This is a genomic window from Streptomyces tremellae, from assembly GCF_039540215.1.
GTDB classification, from domain to species: domain Bacteria; phylum Actinomycetota; class Actinomycetes; order Streptomycetales; family Streptomycetaceae; genus Streptomyces; species Streptomyces tremellae.
In genome coordinates, this window is the sequence record NZ_BAABEP010000006.1 from 153926 (window position 1) to 166046 (window position 12121).

General features: G+C 72.7%; 11 protein-coding genes. 10 read left to right on the forward strand and 1 reads right to left on the reverse strand.

All coding sequences use genetic code 11. The annotated features are described in order from the left end of the window. Nucleotides 1–222: 222 nt before the first annotated feature. The 7 genes from ABEA77_RS07805 (at nt 223) to folE (ending at nt 6226) form a co-directional block, all read left to right on the forward strand. Nucleotides 223–981 carry a class I SAM-dependent methyltransferase gene (locus ABEA77_RS07805; protein WP_345643059.1) on the forward strand — a complete coding sequence of 253 codons (759 nt, stop codon included), beginning with the start codon at nt 223–225 and terminating at the stop codon, nt 979–981. A 347-nt stretch (nt 982–1328) separates the two neighbouring features. Continuing rightward, entirely contained in the window at nt 1329–2048 is a 720-nt protein-coding gene (locus ABEA77_RS07810) for a 7-cyano-7-deazaguanine synthase (protein ID WP_345643062.1), read from the forward strand. Between the two features lies 1 nt (nt 2049). Then, nucleotides 2050–3309 (forward strand): diaminobutyrate--2-oxoglutarate transaminase, encoded by a 1260-nt coding sequence (ectB, locus tag ABEA77_RS07815; protein WP_345643065.1) that lies wholly within the window; start codon nt 2050–2052, stop codon nt 3307–3309. Between the two features lie 35 nt (nt 3310–3344). After that, entirely contained in the window at nt 3345–4346 is a 1002-nt protein-coding gene (locus tag ABEA77_RS07820) for an isopenicillin N synthase family dioxygenase (protein WP_345643067.1), read from the forward strand. Between the two features lie 132 nt (nt 4347–4478). After that, nucleotides 4479–4841 carry a 6-pyruvoyl trahydropterin synthase family protein gene (locus tag ABEA77_RS07825; protein ID WP_345643069.1) on the forward strand — a complete coding sequence of 121 codons (363 nt, stop codon included), beginning with the start codon at nt 4479–4481 and terminating at the stop codon, nt 4839–4841. After that, entirely contained in the window at nt 4798–5637 is an 840-nt protein-coding gene (locus ABEA77_RS07830) for a 7-carboxy-7-deazaguanine synthase QueE (RefSeq protein WP_345643072.1), read from the forward strand. Before ABEA77_RS07825 ends, ABEA77_RS07830 begins: the two co-directional genes overlap by 44 nt. Nucleotides 5638–5644: 7 nt before the next feature. Continuing rightward, a complete protein-coding gene (gene folE / locus ABEA77_RS07835; RefSeq protein ID WP_345643138.1) occupies nt 5645–6226 on the forward strand; it encodes a GTP cyclohydrolase I in 582 nt (193 codons plus the stop codon). A 136-nt stretch (nt 6227–6362) separates the two neighbouring features. On the opposite strand, the gene ABEA77_RS07840 is transcribed toward folE, so the two are convergent. After that, nucleotides 6363–6908: a helix-turn-helix transcriptional regulator gene (locus ABEA77_RS07840; protein ID WP_345643074.1), complete on the reverse strand. Its 546-nt coding sequence runs from the start codon at nt 6906–6908 to the stop codon at nt 6363–6365. A gap of 743 nt (nt 6909–7651) precedes the next feature. Here ABEA77_RS07840 and ABEA77_RS07845 point away from each other — a divergent pair. From ABEA77_RS07845 to ABEA77_RS07855, 3 genes are all read left to right on the forward strand, one after another. Further along, nucleotides 7652–8923, forward strand: a complete 1272-nt coding sequence (locus ABEA77_RS07845; RefSeq protein WP_345643077.1) for an ATP-grasp domain-containing protein — start codon at nt 7652–7654, stop codon at nt 8921–8923. 1 nt (nt 8924) lies between these two features. Then, nucleotides 8925–10166 (forward strand): MFS transporter, encoded by a 1242-nt coding sequence (locus ABEA77_RS07850; protein ID WP_345643080.1) that lies wholly within the window; start codon nt 8925–8927, stop codon nt 10164–10166. A gap of 341 nt (nt 10167–10507) precedes the next feature. Beyond that, on the forward strand, nt 10508–11806 hold the full coding sequence (locus ABEA77_RS07855; RefSeq protein WP_345643083.1) for a cation:proton antiporter: 1299 nt from the start codon (nt 10508–10510) through the stop codon (nt 11804–11806). The last annotated feature ends 315 nt before the right edge of the window (nt 11807–12121 follow it).

Below are 12121 nucleotides of genomic sequence, written 5' to 3' on the forward strand. Positions count from 1 at the left end.
TCCGTCCTTCCGTCCCGCCGTCCTTCCGTCCTTCCGTCCCGCCGTCCTTCCGTCCGACCGCACCGTCCGGGCGGGCAGCGGCCATGGCCGGTCGCGCACCACCGCGGGCGCTGCGGTCGCCCCGCCCGGCGCGCAGGGCCGGACCGCAGGCCCTTCAGCGGCGCGCGGGCCCCGGGAAGCATGGTCCGTTCCGGATGTGGACGGTTGAGCGAAGGGCGGACCATGACGCAGCAGCAGGGGTTCTACTCCAAGGTCGCGGAGAAGTTCGGCGGCTACTCAAGCGGAGCGCAGCGCACCACCTCCTTCCCGCAGGGCGACCCGGAGGAGCGGTTCGACGCCCTGGTGCGCGAACTGGCCTCGCCCACCGGCAGGTTGCTCGACGTGGGGTGTGCGGACGGCCGCAATCTGCTGGCCGTCGCCCCCTCCTTCGGCCGGGTGGACGCGCTCGACCTGTCGCCGGAGATGCTGGCGTCGGCCGAGCGCCACCGCGCCGCGTCGGGGCTCGACCACGTCGAGTTCGCGCTCGGCGACGCCTCGGCCACCGGCTTCCCCGACGGGGCGTTCGACGTGGTGACCTCGCGGCGCGGCCCGCTGTTCCCCGAGGAGTTCCGCCGGGTGCTGCGGCCGGGCGGCTCCGTGGTCCACCTGGGCATCGCGGAGCGGGACGTCCAGGAGCTGAAGGAGGTCTTCGGCAGGGGCCAGCTGTACGGGCGCTGGTCCAAGACCCCGGTGCTGCGCGAGGAGAGCGACAGGCTGGAGCGCGCGGGCTTCACCGTCGACCACGCACGCGAGTTCACCTACGACGAGTACTTCCACACGCCCGCGGACCTGGACAGGTTCCTGCAGATGGTGCCGATCTTCGAGGACTACGACTCCGCCGCGGACCGCGACGCCTTCGAGCGCTACGCCGCGCGCGCCACCACGTCCGAGGGCATTCACCTGGCCCGCCACTGGTTCGTGCTGCGGGCCCAGCGGAACTGACCCGCCGCTCCGCAGGCCGTCCGAGGCCCGGGTTCCGCGCCGCCGCGGGGTCCGGGCCTCTGCCGTGCCTGCCCCCGCCCGGTCGCCCCACCCGGGGGACGGTGACACGGCCATGACCGCGGACGGCACCCGCCCGGCCGCGCGGCCCCGGCTCGCGACACCGTCCGCCCGGCCGCGCGGCCCTGTCCTTCCAGCACCCCCGCTGCACGGGAGGACGCCGGCGCGGCGCTGCTCGCCCGTACCTCAGGACATGTTCCGCACCCCCTGCCGCGCCGCAGCATTACTGGCGGAGCCGAGACCGAGCGGCCGGCCACCCTCCCGGTGAACTCACGAAGCGAGGACGACGCATGTCGAAGATCATTGCGGTGGTGTCCGGCGGAATCGACTCCGTCACCATGGCGTACCACCTGCGGGCGCAGGGCCACGAACTGCACCTGCTCGGCATCGACTACGGGCAGCGCCACCGCCGCGAGCTCGCCTGCGCCAGGCTGGCGGCCGAGCGGCTCGGCGCGCCGTACGAGGAGGCCGACCTCGGCGGCGCACGCGGCGTGCTGCGCGGGTCCTCCCTGACCGACCCCTCCGTCGACGTCCCGGACGAGGGGCACCCCGGCGGCGCGGCGGCCGGGGGCGGCGTCGCCGTCCCCGGGCGCCCCAACATCGTTCCCAACCGCAACGCCCTGCTGCTCTCCGCGGCGTTCGCGCTGGCCGTCGTCGAGCGGGCCGAGGCCGTCGCCTTCGGGATCATGGCCGAGGACATCGGCCCCTCGGACACCTCGCTCGAATTCCTCGACGCCTTCCTCACCATGGAGCGCATCGCGACGCGCGGCCACGCCCACCCGGACCTGGACCTCGTCGCGCCCCTCTCCCGGCTGCTCAAGCGCGAGGTCATCGCGCTCGGCGACCGGCTCTCCGTGCCGTTCGCCGACACCTGGACCTGCTTCCGCGGCGAGGAGCTGCACTGCGGGCGGTGCGCGTCCTGCGTCGAGCGCCGCGAGGCGTTCGTCGCGGCGGGCGTCCACGACCCCACCGTCTACGCCGCCCCCGCGGTGGCCGCGCGGGAGGCCTGAGATGAGCGTGTTCGAGGAGATGGAGTCCGAGGTCCGCAGCTACAGCAGAGCCTGGCCCGTGGTCTTCGACCGGGCCAGGGGCAGCTGGCTGCACGACGAGGACGGCCGCCGCTACCTGGACTTCTTCTCCGGCGCCGGCGCGCTGAACTACGGACACAACCCGCCCGTGCTGAAGCGTGCGCTGATGGACTACCTGAGCAGGGACGGGGTCGCGCACTCCCTGGACATGTTCACCGTCGCCCGGCGCCACTTCCTCTCGGCGCTGCGGGAGACCGTGCTCGCGCCCAGGTCCCTCGACTACCGCGTCGTCTTCCCGGGGCCCGGGGGCGCCAACGCGGTGGAGGCGGCCCTGAAGCTGGCCCGCCGCGTGACCGGCCGCACCACCGTGGTCGGCTTCACCAACTCCTTCCACGGCATGACGCTGGGGGCTCTCGCCGTCAGCGGCAACGCCGCCAAGCGCGCCGCCGCCGGCGTCCCGCTCGCCCACACCGTCTCGCTGCCCTACGACGGGTACGGGGACGGGTCCCCCGAGCTCCTCGACCGCATGATCGCCGACCCCGGGAGCGGACTCGACACGCCCGCCGCCGTGATCGTCGAGACGGTGCAGGGAGAGGGCGGGGTACGGGCGGCGGGGGACGACTGGCTGCGCGCGCTCGCGGAGGTCTGCCGCCGGCGCGCGGTGCTGCTGATCGTGGACGACGTGCAGATGGGGTGCGGACGCACGGGCCCGTTCTTCAGCTTCGAGGACGCCGGCATCGTCCCCGACATGGTCTGCCTGTCCAAGTCGATCGGCGGCTACGGGCTCCCCCTCGCGCTCACGCTGATCCGCCCCGAACTCGACGTCTGGCAGCCGGGCGAGCACAACGGCACGTTCCGCGGCGTGGGCCCCGCCTTCGTGACAGGCGCCGCCGCGCTGCGCGCCTACTGGTCGGGCAACGACCTGGAGAAGGCCGTACGGGGCTCGGGCGAACGGCTCGCCGCCGCGCTCGGCGAGATCGCCCGTGCCCATCCGGACGCGGAACTCACCGTCAGGGGGCGGGGGCTGGCCGCCGGGCTCTGCTTCCCCGCGTCCCCGGACGCCGCGGAGGGCCCCGCCTCCCGGGTGTCCGCGGAGGCGTTCCGGCGTGGGCTGCTCGTCGAGACGTCCGGCGCCGACGGGTCCGTCGTCAAACTCCTGCCGCCGCTGACCGTCACCGACGGCGAGCTCGACCAGGGCGTGGACATCCTCGCCGCCGCGGTCGGCGCGGCCCTGCGCGCCTGACTCTCCCGACCACGCACCACACGAAAGGAGCCACCATGAAAAGCGCCATACCCACCGTCGACCTGCGCGCCTGGCACACCGCCTCGCCCCAGGAGCGGCGCGCCGTCGCGGCGGCGCTCGACCGGGCGCTGCGCGAGACCGGCATGTTCCTCCTCGAAGGGCACGGAGTGCCGCGTGAGGCCATGGACGAACTGCGCGCCCGTGGAAGGGAGTTCTTCGCCCTCCCGCACGAGGCCAAGGCGCCGTACGCCATCGGCGCGCCCTACGAGAGCGGCTGGCTCGAAATGCACCCGGGCGGCGGCGTGGGGGTGCCACGGGAGGAGGGCGAGGCGCCTCACGCCGAGCCCGACCTGCACGAGTCCTTCTACGCGGGCCCGGCGTACCGCTCGGGCGACGAGGCGGCCGACCGCTACAACTACCCGCCCAACCGCTGGCCCGACCCGGTGCTGCCCGCCCTGCGCCCCGCCGTCGAGGCCTACACCGGCCACATGCAGCGCGTCGCCCACTCCCTGAACGTGCTCTTCGCCGAGGTGCTCGGGCTCCCCGAGGACTTCTTCAGCCGGCGGGCGGCCCACGCCACCTGGACCCAGAACGTGAGCTGGTACCCGTCGCTGACCTCGGTGGGCGAGGTGGCGAGCGGACAGCTGCGCAACGGGCCGCACACCGACCTCGGAGCCTTCACCATCCTCAGCCGCCAGCAGGGCGTGGGCGGCCTCCAGGCCTGGAACGAGGCCGACGGGTGGTTCGCGCCCCCCTACCACCCCGACGCGCTGGTGGTGAACCTCGGCGACCTCATGGAGCAGTGGACGGACGGCCGCTGGCGGGCGCTGCTGCACCGGGTGCTCGCCCCGAGCCCCAGCGCGCCCGACGAGGAACTGCTCTCGCTGGTGTTCTTCTTCGAGTCCGACCCGGACACGCTGATCGAGCCGCTGGCCCCGCCCGTGGGCGGCGGCGCGGGCCTCGAACCGGTCGTGTCGCGCCGCTCGGTGCTGGCGAAGCTCGGCGTCCACCCGGACGCGGCGTCCACGCACGCCTGAGAGCAGAGCACGGCGTCCACGCACGCCAGAGAGCAGACACGGCGTCCGCGCGCCGGAGGGCGCCGGCCACCGCGCACCACCGCACCGCCGCCCCCACCGTCCCCGTTCCCGCAGAAAGGCTCGACCCACCTCATGACCCTCCGCATCACCAAGCGGTTCGACTTCTCCGCCAGCCACCAGCTGGGCGGCCTGCACGAGAGCCACCAGTGCGCCCGCCTGCACGGACACAACTACGCAGTGGAACTCGAACTGAGCGCCGAGCAGAGTGACTTGACCCCGGTCGGATTTGTACGCGACTACGGCGACCTGTCCGTGTTCAAGAAGTGGCTCGACGAGACCCTCGACCACCGCCACCTCAACGACGTGGTCGACGGCAACCCGACCGCGGAGAACCTCGCGGTCTGGATGTTCACCCAGTGGGAGAAGGACTTTCCCGAACTGACCTCGGTCCGTGTCTCCGAGACGCCCAAGACCTGGGCGGAGTACCGGCCCTGAGCCGGGCCCCGTCCTGCCAGGCACAGCACCCACAGCAACCGGCGCACGCCCTACACGAAGAGGAGGTGGTGCCCCGTGGAACCGGAACTCGTGGTCAACGAGATCTTCGGCCCCACTTGAGGCCGTCCAGGGAGAGGGACGGTCACTGGGCCGCAGGTGCGGCTTCCTGCGGCTCGGCGGCTGCAACCTGTCCTGCCGCTGGTGCGACACGCCCTACACCTGGGACTGGCAGGGCATCAGCGACAGCGGCGTCAGCTACGACCCCAAGGTCGAGCTGCACAGGCGGCCGGTCTCCTCGGTCGCCGAGGAGCTGATGGGGCTCGGCGTCGGCCTCGTGGTGATCTCCGGAGGTGAACCGCTCAGCCAGCAGGCGCGGTTGCTGCCGCTGGTCGACATCCTGCGGGACGCGGGGACCGAGGTGGAGTTCGAGACCAACGGGACCCGCGTACCCGACAGCAGGCTGGTACGGCCCGGCGTGCGCTTCAACGTCTCGCCGAAGCTGTCGCACTCCGGGGACCCGGCCGGGCGGCGCATCGTGCCGCAGGCGCTGACACGGTTCGCCGCCACGCCGGGCACCACCTTCAAGTTCGTCTGCCGCACCACCGCGGACCTGGACGAAGTGGCCGCCCTCGTCTCCGACTTCGGCATCGAATCCGTCTGGATCATGCCCGAGGGGCAGAACCCGCACGACATCGACAAGCACATGCAGGAACTCGTCTCCTCGGTCATCGACCGTGGATGGAACGTGACCACCCGGCTGCACACGCTGGTCTGGGGACAGAAGAGGGGTGTCTGAAGTGACCATGAACACCGTCGAACCGCAGGCCGCCGCCGAGGAGGAGAGCGGGGCCGACCCGCTCGTCGACCTCGCGCAGCGCCTGCTCAAGGAGATCGGCGAGGACCCGGAGAGGGACGGGCTGCGCCAGACGCCCGAACGGTTCGCGCGCTGGTGGCGCGAGTTCATCGACTACGACCCCGGGACCATCGACACCCTCTTCGAGACCACGACCACCAGCCAGATGGTGGTGGTCTCCGACATCCGGGTGTGGTCGCTGTGCGAGCACCACCTGCTGCCGTTCAACTGCTCGGTCGACATCGCCTACCGGCCCACCAAACGGCTGCTCGGCCTCTCGAAGTTCGCCCGGGTCGCCCACCGCCACGCCCACCGGCTCCAGGTGCAGGAGCGGCTCGTCGCCGACATCGCACAGGAGGTGGCGGACATCACCGGCGCCGAGGACGTCGCGGTGATCGCCAAGGGCGAGCACCTCTGCATGACGATGCGGGGCATCAAGGCGAGCGCCGAGATGACATCGACCTCGTTCCTCGGGGCGTTCGGCGACGACAGCGCGCTGCGCGGCGAGCTGCTTGCGCTGCTGCGGTCCTGAGGCGGCACCGGCACCCGGGCTGCGGCGGCCCGCGGCGAACCTCGGGGTTCGGCGCGGGCCACCACGGTTCACGGCCCTCGCACGGGCCGGAACACACTGCCGTCAGGTGATTTTCCGGAGCTGCCGCGGGGACGCGTCACATATAGCCCTCACGAATCGCATAGGCCACCGCGTGCGCGCGATTGCGCAAATTCAGACGCGTCATGACGTCGTGCAGTATGCCCTTGATGGTGCGCTCGGAGTAACTGAGCTGCTCGGCTATCTCCTTGGTGCCGAGTCCGTGCGCCACCAGTTCCAGCACGTTCAGTTCGCGCCCGGTGGGCCTGCCGGTCGCCACGGTGCTCAACACCGTTCCCCGGGCCTGGCGTTCGAGGTGGGCGAGGAGCCTGCGCAGCAGGTCGCCCGGCATGTCGCCCTCGTTCCTCGCGGTCGCCCTGATCGCCTTCACCAGCTGCGCGGGGGTGGCCTGGTGGCGCCACACGACGGAGAGGATTCCGGCCTCGATGACCAGGTCGAGCCGGTGCTCGTCGAGTTCGCCGATCACCAGCACCACGCGTTTGCCGTAGTCCGCGGCGAGCTTGCGCAGCCTGGCGACCGACTTGACGTCCAGGCGGTCGTCGAGGACCAGGGCGACGGCCGTGGAGTCGCCGAGTGGGTGGCCGGAGTCCGACAGGACTCTCATGCCGCGCTGCTGGCCAATGTGGGCCATGATGCCGGCGCGGGTCAGGGGGTCGCCCCCGTGCAGAACGACGGAGACCGGCGGCGCCGGAACGTTTGCTGTGCGAACGGTCGACGGTTCCTGTACTGCGCGGACGGGCGCGTCACCATACAGAGAGTGCAAGCAGAGAGACATGCATGTCCTTTGCGTTCAAGCAAGCGGTGAACCCCCGGGCTGCCCAGAGATCGTAGGCGCTTGAGGCCGCGTAGCCACGGCCCCGCTCAGGACAACCGGCCATGTTGACGTGAAACGTGGGATCGTGGCCGAAAACATCAATGCGGGCCGCATGCAACTACGCCTGAAATGAGGCGAGTCGGGGACTTCCGACCGCCCATATTCCGACTCTCGCGGTGAAGAAACTCTCCTCTCCCCATCGTTTGAATTGCTTTCACCGCGGTTTCCCGGCCCTTCCGGGTCCCACGCCGGCCGGCCCTCCTCGGGGGGCGCCGGGCGCCGCACCGCGTTCACGACCGGGCACCGCCGGCCGCCGCCCGCCGCTCACCACCAGGCGCTGCCGGCCGTCGCCCACCGCCGGCCGCGGCTCCGTCCTGCCGGGCAGCGGATCTGCACCGCCGGGCGTCCGCGCCGTCCGCCGGGACCGTCTGCCGGTACGTGCCCCGCGCCCGGACCCGCGGACAGAATTGCGGGCAGCGCACGGCCGCCCACCACGGGCGCGGCCTGCGCGCACGACCGAGGAGAGGCGGCCCATGACCACCAGTGCACCTGCGATCGTCCTGGTAGACCCGGTGCGGCAGGGCTGGCCCTTCAAGGCCGCGGCGCGCGATCTCGGCTTCCGTGTCGTCTCCGTGTACACCCACGCCTACCTCGCCTCCCTCGACCGGCACGCCGAGGGCGACGACCTGTCCCTCTACACGGCGGACCCGGACGAGGCCGAGCGCCTCCTCGCCGACGCGGGCGTCGACGCCAGGGCCGTGGTCCCCTGCCTCGAAGCCGGGGTCCACCTCACCGACGTGCTGGCGCACCGACTCGGCCTCCCGGGCAACGACCACACCCTCGCCTGGGCCAGGCGCAGCAAGGCGGCCATGCGGGCGCACGGCGCAGAAGCGGGCCTGCGGATACCGGAGTTCCGCCTCGTCCACTCGGCAGACGAGATCGCGCGGGCGGCCCACGACATCGGGTTCCCCGTCATCGTCAAGCCGACGCTGGGCGCCGGGTCCCAGGGCGTCCGCGTCTACTCCACCGCGGCGGACCTAGCGGACCTGGAGCCGAGGGTCACCCATGACGTCTACCGCGAGCCGGTCCGCGAGTGGCTCGTCGAACGGTACGTACGGGGGCGGGAGTTCGCCGTCAACTTCTTCAGCTCGGACGGCGAGCACCGGATCGTCGACATGTGGGAGTACCTGCGGCCCGACGACGCGGACTACGACTTCCCGCTCTGGGACATCGTCCAAGTCGGCCGGGAACACGGCGACTTCGCGCGTGTGGAGGAGTACACGCGCAGTGTCCTGACCGCGTTCGGCATCCGCAGGGGCCCCAGCCACACCGAGGTCAAGTGCGCCGCGGACGGCGTCCACCTCATCGAGGTGGGCGCCCGGCTCTCCGGCGGCCCGGCCGTCGACCTGTGGATGGCCCACGGCGGGCTGCGCCCCTTCCACGACACGATCGCCTGCTACCTCGGACGGCGCCCGGCCCTGCTCGACGGGCCCGTCGACTTCCCGGTCCGCTTCGGCTCGGTCGTCGTGCACAACGAGCAGGGGCCGGGACCGCTCGTCGCGGTGCACGGCGCCGAGGAGGCCGCCGGGCTGCCCGGGGTGGACAGCGTGGAACTCGGCTATGCGCCGGGCGAGCACGTCCCCGCCACGCACGACAACGTCAGCATCCCGTTCAGCGCGGCGGTCCACGGACCGGACACCGACGCGGTCCTCGCGACACTGGCCCGCATCAGGTCGCTGGTCCGGGTGGAGACCCGGCCCGCGGCACCCGCCGACGGCACGGACGCCGCCGCGGCGGCCTCCTGACATGCCGGTACCCGATTCCGGAAAGCTGCCCGCGCCCGCCACCGCGTCCCCGCCTCCCCGGGCCGGCCTGCTCGCCACCTACCGGGACGTGCTCGCCGCCCCGGGCGCCACGCGGCTCGCCGCGGCGAGCCTCCTGTCGAAGTGGCCGATCAGCATGTTCCCGGTCAGCGTGATGCTGCTCGTCTCGCCCGGCTACTCCTACGCCGGGGCCGGCGCCGTCGTCGCGGCCATGCTCGTCGCCAACGCCGCCACCAGCCCGCTGCGCGGCCGGCAGGCGGCCAGGCGCGGGGCGCGCGCGGTGCTGCGCACCTGCCTGGCCGGCTACGCGGCAGGACTCGCCGGGATCGCCGTCGCCGCGGCCCGCGCGGCGCCCCTCCCCCTCGTCCTCGCGGCGGCCGTCCTCATGGGTGCCTTCTTCCCGCCCGCGAGCATCCTGCTGCGCTCCCACTGGACCGCGGTGGACCGCGGCGGCGGACGTTCCTCGGCCAACGCCCTGGAATCCGCGCTGATGGACCTGTCCCTGATCACCGGCCCCATCCTGGCCAGTTGGCTCAGCACCTCGCTCTCCCCCGTGCTTCCCCTGGCCCTCATCGGCGCCCTGATGGCGCTCGCCGTCCTCCTCCTGTCCGCCCTGCCCGACCACCGGCCCGCGCCCCCGGGGGCCACGGGCCGCGCCCGCCCCGCGCCGGGCGCCCCGCTGGTCCTCCTGCTCTGCGCGCAGTTCCTCTTCTGCGCGGCCCTCGCGGCCACCGAGGTGTCCCTGACCGTCTACGCGCAGCAGCGGCACGCGGCGGCCTACAGCGGCTGGCTCCTCGCGGGCCTCTCCGTCGGCAGCATCGTCGGCGCGCTGGTCCTCGGCAGGCTGCCGGGCACCGGCGCCACGGCCCTGCCGGTGCTGCTCGTCCTGCTCGCGGCCGGCACGGGCGGCATCGGCGCGGCCCTCTACCTCCCCCCGGCCGCGGTGGCCGTGGTCTGCGTCCCCGCGGGTCTCGCCATCGGGTCGGTCTTCGCCCGCTTCTTCACCGTCCTCGGCGCCGCGACCCCGCCGGGCGCCGACCACGAGGTCCAGGGCTGGGCCAACAGCATGACCACCGTCGGCTTCGCCGCGGGCTCCTTCGGCGGCGCCGCCCTGGGCGGCGCGCTCGGCACCCCCGCCCTCCTCCTCGCCGCCCCGACCGCAGCCCTCCTTGCGGCCTGCCTGACCACCCGCTCCGCCGCAGCCGGGCCCCGGACCCGCCCCTGAGGCCCCCACACCCTCCGCGCCCGGTCTCCCCCGGCCGCGCTCCCTGCCCGAGGGCGCCTCACCGACCAGACGGTTACCAGAGGAAGCATCAGGGCAGGATCGGCACCGTGCACCGCCCCGGATTCCGGTCGTGCACCGGGCGGTCGCCACGGTACGAGCCCGCGTTCCGGCACGACGACGAGGTACGGCGCAACGGGCGGGCCGCCGCCCCGGGAACCGACGCACCGGACGCACCGGCGTCCCGGCCCTTCCGCTGTTCGCACCGGATGCGGGACCTCAGCGCGGGGTCCTTACCCGGCAGAGATGGATCTGGAGCGCCCATGACAACCCATCAAACTGTCATGACCATGGTCGGTCTGGCGTTGATCCTCGCGCTCGCGCACGCCCTCGGGCGCCTCGCGCAGAGGTGCGGCCAGTCCGCGGTGGTCGGCGAGATCCTCGCCGGGGTCCTCCTCGGTCCGACGCTCTTCGACGGGACCCTCTCGGACGCGGTCTTCCCCTCGGACATACAGCCGATGCTCGGCGCGCTCGGCAACCTCGGCGTCGCGCTGTTCATGTTCCTCGTCGGGCTGGAGCTCGACCACCGGCTGCTGCGCGGGAACAGGCGTGCCACGGCCGGCGTTTCCGCGGGGTCGATCGTCTGTTCGTTCGGGCTCGGCATACCGCTGGCGATGTGGCTGTGGAACGACCACGCGGCCGGCGACCGGGTCGGCTTCCTCCTGTTCGTCGGCGCGGCCATGTCCATCACGGCCTTCCCCGTCCTGGCCCGCATCCTCACCGACCGGGGCATCCAGCACACCAGGGTGGGTGCGCTGGCGATGGCGAGCGCAGCCGCGGGAGACGTCGTCGCCTGGCTGCTGCTCGCCGCCGTCCTCACCTTCACGGAAAGCCAGAACTCCTGGCGAGTGCTGCTGGTGCTGCCCTACGCGGCTGTCATGATCACGGTGGTGCGCCCACTCCTCGGCAGGTTTCTGGCCGCCCGGGAGCCGACCCGCGCGGCCCGCGGGCCGCGCGGCTCCTGGACCACGCCGCACAGTGTGCTGACGGTGCTGCTCCTCGTCTCGGGCGCGCTGACCGAGTGGTTCGGACTGCACTTCATCTTCGGCGCATTCCTCGCGGGCGCGATCGTCCCGCGCCACGGCACGGAGCAGCTGCGCGCGGCGGTCGTCGACCGCCTCGACAAAATCACCTGGCTGCTCCTGCCCGCGTACTTCACGGTGGCCGGACTGAAGGTGGACCTGAGCACACTGGACGGGAACGGCCTCGGCGAGCTGTGCCTGATCCTCCTCGTCGCGATCGGAGGCAAGTTCGGCGGCGCGTACCTCGGAGCGCGCGCCGCGGGGCAGACCGGGCGGTCGGCAACGGTGCTGGGCATCCTGATGAACACCCGAGGCCTCACCGAACTGATCATCCTCGGCGTCGGACTGCAACTGGGGCTGCTCGACTCAAAGCTGTACTCGCTCATGGTCGTCATGGCCCTCGTGACCACCGCCATGACCGCGCCCCTGCTGCGGTGGGCCTACCCGCGCCAGCTGGCCGACGCCGACCTGCGGAAGCTGGCGGCACAGTGGGAAGCGGCATCGCCGCACGCCGCGTCCGCCGGCCCCCTGGGCGAGAACCCGTCACAGACGCAGCGATGAGCCTCCGGCCCCGTAAGCGCCCCGCCCCGGGCTGTCGTCACCGGAGCGCAGGTCGCATCGATTCTCCAGAGGCGTGTTCGAGTGGGGCGGGTGGGACTCGAACCTCAACGCATGACGCCTCTCACCTGCGGAAACGCCACAGAGAGAGACATGCACGTCCTGCTGGCCCCCGCTGCGTCCGGCTCGAATCCCACCGGCCGCGGTGCCGTGCGCTACGTACCGCACGGCTACGGCGCGCCCCCGTACCCGCAGTGGGAGACGGCTCGCCCGGCGCACCTGACGGAAGGCAGTCGGCCGCGCCACTCCCCCGCAGCG